This is a genomic window from Streptomyces sp. NPDC003691, from assembly GCF_053981115.1.
The window spans coordinates 1-15,864 of the sequence record NZ_JBSFNQ010000125.1 but is presented as its reverse complement, the minus strand read 5'-3'; the positions used below and the strand labels follow the sequence as shown (position 1 = coordinate 15,864).

The window sequence follows — 15,864 nt, the reverse complement described above, 5'->3', positions numbered from 1 at the left end:
GGCTGGAAGAACTCCGTGGTGACGCCCTCGTCGGAGAGGGTGTTCATGAGGTTCGGCAGGGCGGCCTGGTTGACCGCGAGGCTGGAGACGAGCTCCGTCCGGTCCGGCGGCGACTCCGGTCGATTCCCTGGGCACGGTAGGTGAGCCGGAACGCCCCGGCGATCGGGGCGGAGCGAACGGGTGGCGCCGTCCAGCGGGGGTGACCCATCCGTGTCAACGCCCCGCCACGACTTCCCCGATCCGGGTGACGGTGTGTGACCTGCGGGTCCGCGCGGGCCATTCGGCCTCCCGTGGGTGTGTCGGCTCACCGGGTCGGCCGAGCGCCGACATGCGGCCCCCGGGCGGCCCGGTGAGGGTTCGTCATGGAAGGCGTACTCGTCGACAAACCCGGAGCGCCGCTCCGGGCGTCTTCCGCTGGAGGTTCACGATGCGTGCTTCACGCGCTCTCGCAGTGGCCGCGGCCGCGTGCGTGGCCGTCGGTGTTCCGGCGCCCCTGGCGTTCGCGGGCGGCGGTGCCGGCGGGGACGGCAGGGACAACCGGGATACCGGACCGTTCGCCCTCTCCGTCCACCCGCGCGCGGTCCACGAGGGGGGCACCCTGACGGTCACCGTGCGCGGTTGCTCCCGTGGCGGCACGGTGACCTCGAACGCCTTTCCGACGGCCCGGCTGGAGAACCGCGGCAACGCGGACTTCCGCGACAACGCCGGCGGCGGGGACGGGCGCGACGGCCGTGAGAGCGGTGACAACAGGGGCAACGGCGACAACCGGGCCGGTGACGGCAGATCCGGCGACAACAGATCCGGTGACAACCGGGAGGCACCGGACGCCCGGGACAACAGAGGCACCGGCGGTAACGGGGGCAACGGCAACAGGGACGATGTGCAGACCGCTTTCGCCCGGGTCTACGACCGCGCCGCGCCCGGCGAGTACAACCTGGCCGTCCGGTGCAACGGCGGCACCCGGGTGGAGACCGCCGAGTTCGCGGTGCTCCGCGGCCGGGGCGCCCGCGGCGGCCTCGGCGGTTCGATGGGCCCGACGACCGCCGAGATGACCGTCGGCGGTTCGCTGGTCGCCGCCGCCGCGCTCGGCGGCGCCCTGGTGATCTCCCGGCGCCGCCGGGAGACCGGCGGAGCCGCCTGACCGGACGAACCTCCCGGTCGGCGAGTACGCCCGTGGCACCGGCCCCTCGCGGGGACCGGTGCCACGGGCACCGGCGGCACCGGGGTGCGGGTACGGATCCGGGACCTGCGGCTCACCGTCAGTGGCGGCGGTCCGCGGTACGGCGGCGCACCGCGAAGACGGTTCCGGCCACGGCCGCGGCGACGAACGCGGCACCCACCGCGAACTCACCCGGACCGGCCCCGCCGCCCATGCTGCCGCCGAGCCCGCCCCGGACGCCCTGCGGGGTCACGGTCGCCGTGGCCGTCGCGGTCCGGGTTGCTGTGGCGGTCGCGGTGGCCGTACGGGTCGCGGACGGCACCGGCGTGGTGCTGGCGGCCGGCGGCCGGTAGGTCGAACTGGTCGTGGGGCTGGCGCTGCCGCCGCTGATCGTGAGGACGAACGTTCCCTGCTGACTGCCGCAGGTGAAGCGGACCGAGTACTGGGCCCCCCGCCGCGCGTCGGAGTCCACGGTCGCCGTGGCCGACGTACCCGGCCGGATGTTCGCCGTGTCGAAGATCCCGGACGAGGCGGTGGCCGTCGTGGCGCAGTTGCTCGCCGAGAGCGCGACCCGCCCGCCCGGCGCGACGGTCGACGGCGAGACGGTGAACCGGACCGGGTCGCCGTTGCCGCCGGCCAGGGCGGCGGGAGCGGCCAGGGCCAGTGCGGTCGCTCCCAGCAGAGCGGCGGACGCGGCACGTATCGCGCGCATGGGCATTCCTCCGGGTCCCCGAGGAGCAGGCGCGGAACCGGTTTCCGCGGAACGGCGGAGCGTGCCCCTCGATACCCGGAACGCTAGGAGCGCGGGGGCCGCGTCGCGATCGCTGCCGGGCGAACGGGTCATCCGTGTCCGCCGGGCGGGGGACACCGGCGGCGCGCCGCCGCCGGTCCGGGCCCGCCGTCGGGCAGGACTCGCCGGATCCGCGCGGACCGGGCAGGGCCCACGGCGCAGGTACACCGCGCCCGGCCGATGCTCCGTACCGCCCGCCAACCCGCCGCCCGTGCCCGCATCTCCCCGCTGCCCCCGCGCCCCGCCACTCCGCCGCACCCGTGCCCCGTACTCCCGCTGCCCCCACGCCGCCGCCCCCGAGCCCGCACCCCCGCCGCACCCGGGTCCGGAAAACTTCCGGCCCGGTTGAACGGATCCCCGTACCGCCTCCGTACCTAGGGCCGTGGACGGTGTACCCGGGCGCCGCCGACACCTCGGACACGGAGACGGACCTACGGGAGTACACCATGACGACCTGGCGGAGCGCGTCGCTCGCCGCGGCTGCGGCGGCCCTGCTCGTACTGACGACGGCGTGCGGTCAGGAGGACAGGGGCGGCGGGGACACGGGCGGGGACACCGGCGGGGGACAGCCCGTCGGCGCGGCCCAGCCGGCCCGGCCCGGCAGCGGCGGTTACGGGGACTACGGATCCGGCGGCACGACCGCGCCGGGCACCGGAGCCGGGCCGGCCGGACGGCTCGCGGTGTGGGACAGCCCGGCACTCGGCAGGGTCCTCACCGACAGCGCGGGGTTCACCCTCTACCGCTTCGACGAGGACTCCGCGTCGCCCCCGCGGTCCCGTTGCGAAGGCGACTGCGCGAAGGCCTGGCCGGTGGTCGCCGCGGAGGGCGCGACGGCCCCGCCCGGGACCGATGCCGCCCTCCTCGGCGAGGTCGCCAGGCCCGACGGCGTACGGCAGCTGACCGTCGCCGGACGGCCCGTCTACCGGTACGCCAAGGACACCCGGGCCGGGGAGGCGAAGGGGCAGGGCGTCGGCGGCACCTGGTTCGCCGCCGCGCCGGACGGCGGGAAGGCCGGGGTGAAGGCCGGCGGGGCGGCGGCCGGGAACGGCGGTACGGGTGGCTACGGCACCGGGGGCGGCCGGAGCGACGGTTCCGGTTCCGGTTCGGGCCCTGCCGAACCGGCGAGCCCGCCCGGACTCGCCACCCGGAAGGATCCGAAGCTCGGCGAGATCGTGGTGGACCGCGAGGGTATGACGGTCTACCGCTTCCTCAAGGACTCGGCCTGGCCGATGCGGACCGCCTGCACCGGGGAATGCCTGGAGAAATAGCCGGTGGTGGCCCCCGTCAACAAGAACGACACCCGGGGCGTCCTCAAGAAGGGTTTTGTCACCTTCGCCCGTCCCGACGGCATCCGGCAGCAGACCATCGACTGCTGGCCGCTCTACACCTTCGCGGGCGACCGCAGGCCCGGGGACGTCAACGGGCAGGGTGTGGGCGGTACCTGGTTCGCCGTGACCCCGCAGGGCAAGGCGGTCAGGACGGCGAAGTGACCCGGTGACCACGGACGGTCCCCGCGGCGGCCGGACCGGGCCGCCGTCACGGTCCCCGGCCTCCCGGCCCGCCCCCCACGCGGGCCGGGGGGCCGGTCCCCGCGACCCCGTGATGTGACCAACAACCGGTCCGCCGATTCCGGTTTGGACTCGCCCAATGGGCGGCCGATCAGTAGCCTCTGCTCGAACACCGGCCGCGAGCACGGCCGGAGCATCCGCACGGCGGTCCGGTCGACCGGGTTGGAGACATCGATGGAGCGTGCTGCCTGGGCCCCGCCCGGCATCGACACCTCGGTTCCCAGCGTGGCCCGGATGTACGACTACTACGCGGGCGGCTCCCACAACTTCGCCGCCGACCGGGACGCCGCGCGCCGGGCCCTGGGCTTTCTGCCCGGGCTCCCCAAAACCGTCCAGGCCGACCGGGCGTTCATGCGACGCGCGGTGACCTGGGCGGTCGGCCGCGGGGTGACCCGTTTCCTCGACATCGGCTGCGGGATGGTGTCGTACGGCAACGTCCACGAGGTCGCCCGGGCCGCCGACCCGGCCTGTCGCATCGTCCATCTGGACCACGATCCGGTCGCCGTCGCCCATGGGCGCGCGGTGGCGGGCGGCGACCCCGGGATCGCCGTGGCCACCGCCGACCTGCGCAGACCCCGGCAGATCCTCGACGGCTCCGAGGTCGCCGAACTGCTGGATACGGCCGGGCCGGTGGCGCTGTTGCTGCTCGGCGTGCTTCCCTTCGTCGAGGACGCGGAGGACCCGTACGGCGCGGTACGGGAGTTGGCAGACGCACTTCCGCCGGAGAGTCTGGTCGTTCTCACCCATGCCGCGTACGACGGCGTCCCGGTGACGCAGGAGCAGACGGAAGGCGCCCTGGGGGTCTACCGTGACATCCGCAGTCCACTGACATTGCGTTCACAAGAGCAAATTGCTCGGTTCTTCGAGGGGTACGAGATGGTCGAGCCCGGACTGGTGTACACGCCGCACTGGCGTCCGGACACCCCAGCCGAGCAGGAGGACCCATATGCCTTCTCAAGCTACGCAGGGGTGGGGCGCAAGGCGTGATGCCGCCGTCGCAGGCGACGGGTCCCACGGCGGACCCGGACGGTCTTGAGGACAGACTCCGCCGTTTCGCGACCATCTGGAGCCGTGCCGTCTTCCCCGTGACAGCGACCTCGCTCACCCGCGGCGAGGTGGAGGAGCATCTGGTGCCGCTGGCACGGACCCTGTGCGAGCTGCTGCACGCCCGGCCCTTCGACCCGGCCCCGGCCCAGCGGATCGGCGCCGCGCTCGTCGACGCCCACTGCACCGACCCCGACGCGCTGGTGCGCACCCTCGGCGTCATCGACGCCTATCTCGTGCTGTACTGCGGCGACGCCGGGGAGGAGGAGCTGGCCGTGGAGGACGGCCGCACCCGCTGCACCCGCCTCCAGCACGCGGTGGCCGCCGGATTCGCGGCCGGGCTGCGCGACCGGACCCTCGCCGAGCAGGAGGCCGTCGCCCGCTCCGCCCTGGTGGCCCGCTCCGACGCGGTCCATGCCCTGCACGCCACCGAGACCCGGCTGCGGGCGGTTTTCGAGGGCGCGGCGATCGGTATCGGCATCGCGGAGCTCGACGGGACGATCGTCGAGGTCAACGAGACCCTGACCCGGATGTTCGGCGGACTGGAGCACCATGTCCGCGGCAAGAAGATCACCGAGTGGACCCATCCCGAGGACCGTCCGCACGTCGCCCAGCTCTACCGGGAGCTCAAGCGCGGCGAGCGCGAACACTTCCGGGTGGAGAAGCCGTTCTTCCGCGACGACGGCACCGTCCTGTGGACCAATCTGACGATGTCCCTGCTGCGCGACCCGGAGGGGCGGCCGCAGTATCTGCTGGCACTGTTGGAGGACACCACCGAACGCCGACTGCTCAACCTCCGGCTGCGGTACGAGGCCACCCACGACGCCCTGACCGGGCTGCCCAACCGCACGCTCTTCTTCGAACGGCTGGAGAAGGCCCTCGCCGGTACGGGACCCGGCCACGGCCAGCTCGCGGCCCCGTCCGGAGCGGACCGGCCCGGTACCGGGCAGTCCGGCGCCGGGCAGCCCGCGGCGGACCGGGCGGGCGCGGGCGAGGCCAGGTTCGGTCTCTGCTATCTCGACCTCGACGGCTTCAAGGCCATCAACGACAGCCTCGGCCACGCCACCGGCGACCGGCTGCTCGTCGAGGTCGCCGACCGGCTCCAGAGCTGCGCCACCGCCCCCGGCGAGATGGTCGCCCGGCTCGGCGGCGACGAGTTCGTCGCCCTGACCACCGGACCCGACACCGAGTACGAGGTCGGCGAACTGGCCGCCCGGATCCTCGGCGCCCTCGGCACCCCGATCCTGGTCGACGGCCGGGAGTTCACCGTCCGCGGGTCCATCGGCATCGTCGAGGGACCGGCCGGCGAACGCACCACCGCCGAGGTGCTGCGCAGCGCCGACATCACCATGTACCGCGCCAAGGCGCGCGGCGGGAACCGCTTCGAGATGGCCGATCCGGAGCTCGACCAGCGGGCCATCACCCGGCACGGGCTGACCACCGCCCTGCCCGCCGCCCTGGAGCGCGGCGAGTTCTTCATCGAGTACCAGCCGCTGGTCCAGATGGGCAACGGCCGGGTCCACGGCGCCGAGGCACTGGTGCGCTGGTCCCACCCCCAGCACGGGGTCCTCGGCCCGGACCAGTTCATCCCGCTGGCCGAGCACACCGGACTGATCGTCCCGCTGGGCCGCTGGGTCCTCCAGGAGGCGGTACGCCAGGCCTGCGACTGGCAGCAGCACTGCGCCGGGACCGGTCCGCTGCGGATCAACGTCAACCTCTCACCGGCGCAGCTCCAGCACCCCGGACTGGTCCAGGACACCGTCGCCGTCCTGGAGCGCGCCGGACTCGAACCCGGCGCGCTCTGCCTGGAGGTCACCGAGTCCGCGTTGATAGGAGCGGACGAGGGGCTGCTCCGGCCGCTGCGGCAACTGGCCGACCTCGGTGTGGACATCGCCCTCGACGACTTCGGCACCGGCTACTCCAACCTGGCCAATCTGCGGCGGCTCCCGGTCAGCATCCTGAAGCTCGACCGCTCCTTCACCAAGGGAATGCAGCAGGCGCCCGTCGACCCGGTCGATCTGAAGATCGTCGAGGGCATCGTGTCGCTGGCGCACAGCCTCGAACTCGCGGTCACCGTCGAGGGCGTGGAGACCGGGGTCCAGGCCGACCAGCTCAGGCAGCTGGGCTGCGACACCGCGCAGGGCTGGTACTACGCCAGGCCGGGCCCGCCCGACCAACTGCACACCCTGTCGCTGGCGGACGCCATCTGAACCCGCCGTACCGGCGAGGGCCGGGCCGGGACGCCCGGGCACCGGCGAGGTCCTGCCGGTCCGGGCCCGCCGCGGCGCATCGTTCCGGAGCCGTCCTCGTGCCTACGCCCCCGGGCCGGGTGCGCCCGTCCGGGGTGCCCGGCCCACCCGGCCGGTGACCGCCCCCCCCCGCCCACGGAATCCCGTCCGCCATGCTCGCCGGCCAGTGCCGTACGGCTCAGCCCGCGCCCGGAGCCCCGCCGCCCGCCGTCGCGAGCAGCAGCTTCTGCAGCTCCCGGGCGGCCCGCGGCGGTGCCACGTCGCTCCGGTGCGCCAGGGCGATCGTCCGCCGCAGCCCCGGCCGGGCCAGCGCGGTCACCCGCAGACCGGGCCCCGAGCGGTCCGCGACCATCCGGGGCACCACCGCCACCCCGAGACCGGCCCGGACAAAGCCCAGGACCGCGTCCATCTCACCGCCCTCGACCGTGAACGACGGCTCGAACCCGGCCGCCCGGCAGGCCGCGACGGTCAGCTCCCGCAGGTCGTAGCCGTGCCGGAACATCACCAGCGGCACATCCCGCAGATCGGCGATCCGCACCGGGGCCGGCGGCCCGGGCGCGGCCGCCGACGAGACCACCACCAGATCCTCGCGCAGCAGCTCGACCGTCGTCAGCACCGGTGACGCGGGCGGCAGCGGCAGCACCACCAGCGCCAGGTCCAGCGCGCCCCGCGCCAGCCTGCGCACCAGATCGTGCGAACCGCCCTCGTCGATCAGCAGCCGGATCCCCGGATGCCGGTCGTGGAACGAGCGCAGCACATCGGGGAGCAGCCCGGTGCAGAGGCTGGGGGTGGCCCCGAGCCTGACCCGGCCGCGGCGCAGCCGGACCAGCTCCTGCACCTCGTGCCGGGCGGTGTCCGCGTCCGCCAGGATCCGCCGGGCCAGCGGCAGCAGCGCCTCGCCCGCCTCGGTCAGCGCGATATTGCCCCGGGCCCGGCTGAACAGCTCCGCCCCCAGCTCGTTCTCCAGCGCCCGCACCTGCTGGGAGAGCGACGGCTGGGAGACATGGACCCGCTCGGCGGCCCGGGTGAAGTGCCGGGTCTCCGCCACGGCCACGAAGTACAGGAGCTGCTGGAACTGCATATCGCCAGGGTAGACCCCTGCATAGGCTCTGGCTATCGAGATCAGCCGGATCATGTCTTGGACCACTGGTCATGCTCGCGCCTACGGTTGCCGGCATGGCTTCGGCAACACGTACGGCACGGAAACCGGCGGACGGGACCCGGCCCCGGCCCCCGCACTCCTTCTGGGGGTCCACGGTCGGCAAGAAGGCCGTGATGGCGGTCAGCGGGCTGATCATGCTCGGCTATCTGGTCGCCCATGTCGCGGGCAATCTGAAGGTCTTCTTCGGCCCCGAGGAGTTCAACGCCTACGGCCACTGGCTGCGGACCATGGGCGCGCCCGTGCTCCACCACGAATGGGCGCTCTGGATCGTCCGTATCGTGCTGCTCGCCGCGGTCGTGGCCCACGCGGTCAGCGCGTACCAGCTGAGCCGCCGGGACATCCGGGCCCGCCCCACCGCCTATGTGCACAAGAAGCGCCGGTCGAGCTACGCCACCCGCACCATGCGCTGGGGCGGGGTGATCATCGCGCTCTTCATCGTCTGGCACATCCTCGATCTCACGACCCTCACGGTCAACGAGAACGCGGAGGCGGGCAAGCCGTACGAGAACGTCGTCGCCACCTTCTCGACCTGGTACGGCAATGTCATCTACCTCACGGCGATGCTCGCCGTCGGGCTGCACGTCCGGCACGGCTTCTGGAGCGCCGCCCAGACCCTCGGCGCGGGCAGCGCCCGCCGCGACCGTGCCCTCAAGGCCACGGCCAACGGCCTCGCGCTCGTCCTGACCGCGGGCTTCGTCTCCGTACCCGTCGCCGTCATGACCGGAGTGGTGAGCTGAAATGAGTTACACGGAGTACGAGACGGGCGCCCCCCTCACCGACACCAGGGCACCGGACGGGCCGGTCGCCGAACGCTGGGACCGCCGCCGCTTCGAGGCGAAGCTCGTCAACCCGGCCAACCGCCGCAAGCACACCGTCATCGTGGTGGGCACCGGGCTGGCCGGCGGGGCGGCCGGGGCCACCCTCGGCGAACAGGGCTACCGGGTGGAGCAGTTCTGCTACCAGGACTCGCCCCGCCGGGCCCACTCCATCGCCGCCCAGGGCGGTATCAACGCCGCCAAGAACTACCGCAACGACGGCGACTCGGTCCACCGCCTCTTCTACGACACCGTCAAGGGCGGCGACTTCCGGGCCCGCGAGTCCAATGTGCACCGGCTGGCCCAGATCTCCGTGGAGATCATCGACCAGTGCGTGGCCCAGGGCGTTCCGTTCGCCCGGGAGTACGGCGGACTCCTCGACACCCGCTCCTTCGGCGGCGTCCAGGTCTCCCGTACCTTCTACGCCCGCGGCCAGACCGGCCAGCAGCTCCTCCTCGGCGCCTACCAGGCGCTCTCCCGGCAGATCGCCGCGGGCACCGTCACCATGCACCCGCGCACGGAGATGCTCGACCTGATCGTCGTCGACGGCCGGGCCCGCGGCATCGTGGCCCGGGATCTGATCACCGGCGAGATCTCCACCCACTTCGCCGACGCGGTGGTCCTGGCCACCGGCGGCTACGGCAATGTCTTCTATCTCTCCACCAACGCCATGAACTCCAACGCCACCGCGGTCTGGCGGGCCCACCGCCGCGGCGCCTGGTTCGGCAACCCCTGCTTCACCCAGATCCACCCCACCTGCATCCCGCGCACCGGCGACCACCAGTCGAAGCTGACCCTGATGAGCGAATCGCTCCGCAACGACGGGCGGATCTGGGTGCCGAAGGCGGCCGGCGACACCCGCCCGGCGGGCGAGATCCCCGAGGACGAGCGGGACTACTACCTGGAGCGCATCTACCCCTCCTTCGGCAATCTGGTCCCGCGCGACATCGCCTCCCGGGCCGCCAAGAACGTCTGCGACGAGGGCCGCGGGGTCGGCCCCGGCGGCCAGGGCGTCTATCTCGACTTCGCCGACGCGATCCGCCGGATGGGCCGCGCGAAGGTCGCGGAGCAGTACGGCAACCTCTTCGACATGTACCAGCGGATCACCGCCGAGGACCCGTACGAGGTCCCCATGCGGATCTACCCCGCCGTGCACTACACCATGGGCGGGCTCTGGGTGGACTACGACCTCCAGACCACCGTCCCCGGGCTCTTCGCGATCGGCGAGGCCAACTTCTCCGACCACGGCGCCAACCGGCTCGGCGCCTCCGCCCTGATGCAGGGGCTCGCCGACGGCTACTTCGTCCTCCCCGCCACCATCAACGACTACCTCGCCCGCACCCCCCTCGGCGAGTCCGTCGCCGGGCGCCCGGAGGTCGCCGAGACCGTCGCCGAGACCGAGGACCGGCTGCACCTGCTGCTCGCCGTCGACGGCGACCGCACCCCCGACTCCTTCCACCGGGAACTCGGCGAACTCATGTGGGAGTACTGCGGGATGTCCCGTACGGAGGAGGGACTGCGCAAGGCCCTGGAGCGCATCCCGCAGATCCGGGAGGAGTTCTGGCAGCGCATCAAGGTCCCCGGCACCGGCGAGGAGTTCAACCAGTCGCTGGAGAAGGCCAACCGGATCGTCGACTATCTGGAGCTCGCCGAGCTGATGTGCCTCGACGCCCTGCACCGCGCCGAATCGTGCGGCGGCCACTTCCGCGAGGAGTCCCAGACCGCCGACGGCGAGGCCGCGCGCCGCGACGAGGAGTTCGGCTACGTCGCCGCCTGGGAGTTCCCCCGGGACCGGCGCGCCCCCGTACTCCACCGGGAATCCCTCGTCTTCGAACACGTCCACCCCACCCAGCGGAGCTACGCATGAGGCTCACCCTCCGCGTCTGGCGCCAGCAGCGCGCCGACGCACCCGGCGCCATGGCCGAGTACGAGGTCGACCGAATCTCCCCGGACATGTCGTTCCTGGAGATGCTCGACACCCTGAACGAGGAGCTGATCCTCCGCGGCGACGACCCGGTCGCCTTCGACCACGACTGCCGCGAAGGCATCTGCGGCGCGTGCAGCCTGGTCATCAACGGCGACGCCCACGGTCCCGAGCGGACCACCACCTGCCAGCTCCATATGCGCTCCTTCGCCGACGGCGACACCATCGACGTCGAACCGTGGCGGGCCGCCGCCTTCCCGGTCGTCAAGGACCTGGTGGTGGACCGGACCGCCTTCGACCGGATCATCCAGGCGGGCGGCTATGTCTCCGCCCCCACCGGCTCGGCGCCCGAAGCCCACGCCACCCCGGTGCCCAAGGCCGACGCCGACTTCGCCTTCGAGCACGCCGAGTGCATCGGCTGCGGCGCCTGCGTCGCCGCCTGCCCCAACGGCTCGGCGATGCTCTTCACCTCGGCGAAGGTCAACCATCTCAACGTCCTGCCGCAGGGCGGACCCGAACGGGAGAGCCGGGTGCTCGACATGGTCGCGGCGATGGACGAGGAGGGCTTCGGCGGCTGCACCCTCACCGGCGAATGCGCCACGGCCTGCCCCAAGGGCATTCCGCTGCCGTCCATCTCGGCGATGAACAAGGAGTGGCTGCGCGCCACCCGCCGCACCCGCGGCTGACGGCCGGGCGGCGGGGTTGCCCGGGGCGCCCTCCGGCAGGGGCGGGCGTCCCGGCCCGCGCGCCGGTCAGGGCATCAGGGCCCGGGCCAGCCAGGGCGCGGTACGGCTGCCGGGGGCCGAGGCCACCAGGGCGGGCGGGCCCTCCGCCACCACCCGGCCGCCCTCCGCGCCGCCGCCGGGACCCAGGTCGATCACCCAGTCCGCGCGGGCCGCCACCGTCATGTCGTGCTCCACGACCACCACCGAATGGCCCGCGTCCACCAGCCCGTCGAGCTGGTGCAGCAGGACCTCCACATCGGCCGGGTGCAGCCCGGCCGTCGGCTCGTCCAGGACGTACAGGGTGGGCTCCCGGCGCGGCCGCTGGAGTTCGTTCGCCAGCTTGATGCGCTGTGCCTCGCCGCCGGACAGCTCCGTCGCCGGCTGCCCCAGCCGGAGATGCCCCAGCCCCACGTCCAGCAGCGCGCCCAGGCTGCGGGCCGCCGCCGGAACATCGGCGAAGTGCTCCGCCGCCGCCTCCACCGTCAGCTCCAGCACCCCGGCGATCGTCAGCCCCCGCCGCCGCACCGCGAGGGTCTCCTCGTTGTAGCGGGCGCCGCCGCACTCCGGGCAGGGGGCATAGGTACTGGGCAGGAAGAGCAGCTCGACCGAGACGGCGCCCTCGCCCTGGCAGGTCTCGCACCGGCCGCCCGCCACATTGAAGGAGAAGCGGCCCGCGCCGAAGCCGCGCTCGCGCGCTCCCTCCGTGGCCGCGAAGAGCTTGCGCACGGTGTCGAACAGCCCGGTGTAGGTAGCGAGGTTGGACCGGGGTGTCCGGCCGATCGGCCTCTGGTCCACCGTGACGGGACGGCCCGCCCCGGGCGTGTCCGCAGTGATCTCCCCGACCAGGGTCGACTTGCCCGAGCCGGAGACACCGGTGACCGCCGTCAGCACGCCCAGCGGGATCCCGACCCGGACACCCCGCAGATTGTGCCGGGTCACCGGACCCAGCTCCAGCCGCCCCGACGGCGACCGCGCCGGCCGGGCCGCGGGGCCCGCCGGGCCGAAGAGATGGCGGCGGGTCGCCGACTCCGGCACCCCGGCGAGCGCGGACGGCGGGCCGCTGAACAGGACCCGCCCGCCGCGCTCGCCGCCGCCCGGACCGACGTCCACCAGCCAGTCGGCGGCCCGCATCACCTCCAGATGGTGCTCCACGGCGAACACCGAATTGCCCGCCGCCTTCAGCCGCTCCAGCACCGTCAGCAGGGCCCGGGTGTCGTCCGGGTGCAGTCCCGCCGACGGTTCGTCGAGTACATAGACCACCCCGAAGAGCCCCGACCGCAACTGGGTCGCCAGCCGCAGCCGCTGGAGCTCCCCGCTGGAGAGCGTGGGCGCGGGCCGGTCGAGGCCGAGATAGCCGAGCCCCAGTTCGGCGACCGGCGCGATCCGGGCCAGCAGATCCCCGGTCAGCACCCGGGTGGTCTCGTCGCCCCCGGCCCGGGCCGCGGTCAGCAGCTCCGCCAGGGCCCGCAGCGGCAGGGCCGCCAGCTCGGCGATGGACCGGCCGGCGAAGGTGACCGCCAGGGCCTCGGGGCGCAGCCGCCCGCCCCGGCACTCCGGGCAGGGCGAGGACCGGAGGAAGCGCTCCGCCCTGGCGCGCAGCGTCCGGCTCTTCGAGTTGGCGAAGGTGTGCAGCACATAGCGCCGGGCGCTCTGGTAGGTGCCCTGGTACGGCCGTTGGATACGGTCGGCGTCCCGGACCGGATGGACCGTCACCACCGGCTGCTCGTCAGTGAACAGGATCCACTCCCGGTCCTTCGCGGCGAGCTCCCGCCACGGCCGGTCGACGTCGTATCCGAGGGCGTCCAGGATGTCGCGCAGGTTCTTGCCCTGCCAGGCCCCGGGCCAGGCCGCGACGGCGCCCTCGCGGATCGACCGGGACGGATCGGGGACCAGCAGGTCCTCGCCGGTGCCGTGGACCTCGCCCAGACCGTGGCAGTGGGGACAGGCCCCCGCGGCCGTATTGGGCGAGAAGGCGTCCGAGTCCAGGCGCTCCGCCCCCGGCGGATACGTCCCGGCCCGGGAGAACAGCATCCGCAGCGAGTTGGAGAGGGCCGTCACCGTGCCCACCGAGGAGCGCGCGGAGGGGGTGGCACGGCGCTGCTCCAGGGAGACCGCGGGCGGCAGCCCGGTGATCTCGTCCACCTTCGGCGCGCCCACCTGGTGGATCAGCCGCCGGGCGTACGGCGCGACGGACTCGAAGTAGCGGCGCTGGGCCTCGGCGTAGACGGTGCCGAAGGCCAGGGACGACTTCCCGGACCCCGACACCCCGCTGAACACCACCAGCGAGTCCCGCGGCACATCCACGTCGACTCCGCGCAGATTGTGCTCCCGGGCACCGCGAACACGGACAAAGGGGTCATGGGCGTTGGGCACGGCGGTCAATCCTAGGCGGTCGGGTGGGGGAGCGGCCGCCGGGGCGGGGCCGGCCGCGAGGTTCCGGGCCGGGGGTGCCCGCCGCCGGGCGGGGGTGGTGGCGGGCCGGTTCCGCTCCGTACGGCGGACTCCCGGCACCCGGTGTCCGTACGCCCCGCCGCCGGGCGGTGCGCCAAGGCGCGGTACACCATGCCGACATGCGTCGTACACCGGTCCTTCCCCCGCTCCGACGAGGGACTTTCACAAGTGGAGAGGCTCTCCGAATATGCCGGTGGCCGGAAACCTTCGCCGGTGACGGTTCGCCCGGCGCGGTGTCCGGCAGGTTGTTACGCGGGGTCCTCCAGCCGGAAACCGACCTTCAGGCCCACCTGGTAGTGCTCGACGCGGCCGTCGGCGATATGGCCGCGTACCTGCTGGACCTCGAACCAGTCCAGCCCTCTGATGGTCTGATTTGCGCGTTTGATTCCGTTACGGATCGCCTCGTCGACGCCTTCGGTGGAGGTTCCGACGATCTCGGTGACGCGATATGTGTGATTGGGCATGGGCCCATGGCTCCTCTCGGTACGCTCACCTCGTCCTGCGGTCCAAACGTGCCGCGGGAGAAGTGTCCTGATCGAGGCCATTGCGGGGCTTGACCTCTGCTTTTGGTCCATACCAAAATCCAGCCACGCCCTGCGCGTCCCTGAGCGCGATACCCCCCATCGGGTTCACATTTTCATGCCATAAGGTGAACGTTGTGAGAAGCCGCCCTGTCCCCACCTCTGTCGCACTGGTGTGCCTCGTCTCGCTCACCGGCTGCGGAATCATCCCCGGCACCGGGTCCGACACGACCACGGTGAAGATCTGGCTGATGAAGGACAGCGCCTCCGACGACTTCCTCGAACGGTTCACCAAGCAGTACGAGAAGGACAATCCGGATGTCGACCTGAAGGTCGAGTTCCAGGAGTGGACCGGTATCGGTGCCAAGGTGAACGCCGCCCTGGAGGGCAAGGGCACACCCGACATCATCGAGGTCGGCAACACCCAGGTCGCCCAGTACGCGGAGACCGACGCGCTGACCAACCTCACCGTCGAGGCGACCCGCGACCTCGGGCAGGAGGAGTGGCTGCCCGGTCTCGCCGACCCCGGGAACATCGGCGGCGCCCAGTTCGGGATCCCCTGGTACGCGGCCAACCGCGTGGTCATCTACAACAAGAGGATCTTCCAGGAGGCGGGCGTCACCGAGCTGCCCAAGAGCCAGAAGGAGTGGCTCGAGGTCACCAAGCGCCTCAACAAGAACGGCAACCAGGGCATCTACCTCCCCGGGCAGGACTGGTACACCCTCGCCGGCTTCGTCTGGGAGGCGGGCGGTGAGCTGGCCGTCGAGCGCAGCGGTGTCTGGGAGGGCACGCTTCACAGTGAAGCGGCCGTCAAGGGCATGAAGTTCTACAAGCAGCTCCAGGCCCTCGGCCGGGGTCCGGTGGCGGGCGACGAGCGCACCCCGCTCCAGACCGGGGTCTTCGCCGAGGGTAATGTCGCCCAGCTGATCGACACCCCCGGCGCCGCGGCGGCGATCCTCAAGGCCAACCCCGAGCTGAAGAAGGAAGACCTCGGCTACTTCCCGATACCGGGCAAGAACGGCAAGCCGGGTGCGGTCTTCACCGGCGGCTCCGACCTCATCGTCCCGGAGCGGGCCGACAACCGCGCCGCCGCCATCGAGGTCGTCAAGGCCCTGGCCGACGAGAAGTGGCAGATCGAACTGGCCCGGGCGATGAACTACGTGCCCAACAAGAAGCGGCTGGGCGGCCAGGTCGCGGGGGAGAGCAACAAGGCCATGGCGCAGGGCGCCGGTGCCCCCGGCAGCAAGGCCACCCCGAACTCGCCGCGCTGGGCCAACGTCGAGCTGAAGAACCCCATCAAGCCCTTTATGACGGCGGTGCTCAAGGGCGGCGACCCCGCCCGGGAGGCCAAGAAGGCGTCCGACGCCATCACCAAGATCCTCGGCTCCACCCTCTGAGCCACCCGCCGGCCTCCCCGGCACCCCCTCCCTACCGCGGGGCGGGGACGCGTCCTCAC

General features: G+C 72.7%; 11 protein-coding genes and 1 pseudogene. 8 read left to right on the top strand and 4 right to left on the bottom strand.

The genetic code is table 11. The features are described 5' to 3' along the window. The first annotated feature begins 427 nt into the window (after positions 1 to 427). The gene (locus ACWDR0_RS32145; protein WP_456355348.1) at positions 428 to 1,141 is read left to right on the top strand and encodes a hypothetical protein; all 714 of its coding nucleotides are present in this window, start codon (positions 428 to 430) and stop codon (positions 1,139 to 1,141) included. A 118-nt stretch (positions 1,142 to 1,259) separates the two neighbouring features. Here ACWDR0_RS32145 and ACWDR0_RS32140 read toward each other — a convergent pair whose 3' ends face one another. Next, positions 1,260 to 1,871 carry a hypothetical protein gene (locus ACWDR0_RS32140; protein ID WP_456355347.1) on the bottom strand — a complete coding sequence of 204 codons (612 nt, stop codon included), beginning with the start codon at positions 1,869 to 1,871 and terminating at the stop codon, positions 1,260 to 1,262. 524 nt (positions 1,872 to 2,395) lie between these two features. Between ACWDR0_RS32140 and ACWDR0_RS32135 the strand changes: the two are divergent. From ACWDR0_RS32135 to ACWDR0_RS32125, 3 genes and pseudogenes are all read left to right on the top strand, one after another. Next, positions 2,396 to 3,439 (top strand): annotated as a pseudogene (locus ACWDR0_RS32135) (SCO0930 family lipoprotein). Between the two features lie 252 nt (positions 3,440 to 3,691). Further along, positions 3,692 to 4,504 (top strand): SAM-dependent methyltransferase, encoded by an 813-nt coding sequence (locus ACWDR0_RS32130; protein WP_456355346.1) that lies wholly within the window; start codon positions 3,692 to 3,694, stop codon positions 4,502 to 4,504. Further along, a complete protein-coding gene (locus ACWDR0_RS32125; RefSeq protein WP_456355345.1) occupies positions 4,504 to 6,771 on the top strand; it encodes a putative bifunctional diguanylate cyclase/phosphodiesterase in 2,268 nt (755 codons plus the stop codon). The genes ACWDR0_RS32130 and ACWDR0_RS32125 overlap by 1 nt, the downstream gene beginning before the upstream one ends. A 217-nt stretch (positions 6,772 to 6,988) precedes the next feature. Here the strand turns inward: ACWDR0_RS32125 and ACWDR0_RS32120 are convergent, their stop codons facing one another. Then, on the bottom strand, positions 6,989 to 7,891 hold the full coding sequence (locus ACWDR0_RS32120; protein WP_456355344.1) for a LysR family transcriptional regulator: 903 nt from the start codon (positions 7,889 to 7,891) through the stop codon (positions 6,989 to 6,991). A gap of 95 nt (positions 7,892 to 7,986) precedes the next feature. Here ACWDR0_RS32120 and ACWDR0_RS32115 point away from each other — a divergent pair, with 95 nt between their 5' ends. Genes ACWDR0_RS32115 through ACWDR0_RS32105 form a run of 3 tightly spaced genes read left to right on the top strand, consistent with a single transcriptional unit; the run spans position 7,987 to position 11,397 of the window. After that, complete coding sequence (locus ACWDR0_RS32115; RefSeq protein ID WP_456355343.1) at positions 7,987 to 8,709, top strand: succinate dehydrogenase cytochrome b subunit; 723 nt, start codon at positions 7,987 to 7,989, stop codon at positions 8,707 to 8,709. 1 nt (position 8,710) lies between these two features. Further along, complete coding sequence (locus tag ACWDR0_RS32110) at positions 8,711 to 10,654, top strand: fumarate reductase/succinate dehydrogenase flavoprotein subunit (RefSeq protein ID WP_456355342.1); 1,944 nt, start codon at positions 8,711 to 8,713, stop codon at positions 10,652 to 10,654. Beyond that, positions 10,651 to 11,397, top strand: a complete 747-nt coding sequence (locus tag ACWDR0_RS32105) for a succinate dehydrogenase/fumarate reductase iron-sulfur subunit (protein WP_456355341.1) — start codon at positions 10,651 to 10,653, stop codon at positions 11,395 to 11,397. Before ACWDR0_RS32110 ends, ACWDR0_RS32105 begins: the two co-directional genes overlap by 4 nt. 66 nt (positions 11,398 to 11,463) lie before the next feature. Here ACWDR0_RS32105 and ACWDR0_RS32100 read toward each other — a convergent pair whose 3' ends face one another. Both ACWDR0_RS32100 and ACWDR0_RS32095 read right to left on the bottom strand, forming a co-directional pair. Beyond that, entirely contained in the window at positions 11,464 to 13,809 is a 2,346-nt protein-coding gene (locus ACWDR0_RS32100; protein ID WP_456355340.1) for an ATP-binding cassette domain-containing protein, read from the bottom strand. Positions 13,810 to 14,135: 326 nt separating this feature from the next. Further along, positions 14,136 to 14,351, bottom strand: coding sequence for a dodecin (locus ACWDR0_RS32095; RefSeq protein ID WP_456355339.1), 216 nt, complete (start codon positions 14,349 to 14,351; stop codon positions 14,136 to 14,138). Between the two features lie 194 nt (positions 14,352 to 14,545). On the opposite strand from ACWDR0_RS32095, the gene ACWDR0_RS32090 reads away from it, so the two are divergent. Beyond that, positions 14,546 to 15,805 carry an extracellular solute-binding protein gene (locus ACWDR0_RS32090; RefSeq protein ID WP_456355338.1) on the top strand — a complete coding sequence of 420 codons (1,260 nt, stop codon included), beginning with the start codon at positions 14,546 to 14,548 and terminating at the stop codon, positions 15,803 to 15,805. Positions 15,806 to 15,864 lie beyond the last annotated feature (59 nt).

What these genes read in the sequence shown, in the direction of transcription:
- ACWDR0_RS32145 (WP_456355348.1), top strand. Translation starts at nt 428, where the DNA reads ATGCGTGCTTCACGCGCTCTCGCAGTGGCCGCGGCCGCGTGCGTGGCC.
- ACWDR0_RS32140 (WP_456355347.1), bottom strand. Translation starts at nt 1,871, where the DNA reads ATGCGCGCGATACGTGCCGCGTCCGCCGCTCTGCTGGGAGCGACCGCA.
- ACWDR0_RS32130 (WP_456355346.1), top strand. Translation starts at nt 3,692, where the DNA reads ATGGAGCGTGCTGCCTGGGCCCCGCCCGGCATCGACACCTCGGTTCCC.
- ACWDR0_RS32125 (WP_456355345.1), top strand. Translation starts at nt 4,504, where the DNA reads ATGCCGCCGTCGCAGGCGACGGGTCCCACGGCGGACCCGGACGGTCTT.
- ACWDR0_RS32120 (WP_456355344.1), bottom strand. Translation starts at nt 7,891, where the DNA reads ATGCAGTTCCAGCAGCTCCTGTACTTCGTGGCCGTGGCGGAGACCCGG.
- ACWDR0_RS32115 (WP_456355343.1), top strand. Translation starts at nt 7,987, where the DNA reads ATGGCTTCGGCAACACGTACGGCACGGAAACCGGCGGACGGGACCCGG.
- ACWDR0_RS32110 (WP_456355342.1), top strand. Translation starts at nt 8,711, where the DNA reads ATGAGTTACACGGAGTACGAGACGGGCGCCCCCCTCACCGACACCAGG.
- ACWDR0_RS32105 (WP_456355341.1), top strand. Translation starts at nt 10,651, where the DNA reads ATGAGGCTCACCCTCCGCGTCTGGCGCCAGCAGCGCGCCGACGCACCC.
- ACWDR0_RS32095 (WP_456355339.1), bottom strand. Translation starts at nt 14,351, where the DNA reads ATGCCCAATCACACATATCGCGTCACCGAGATCGTCGGAACCTCCACC.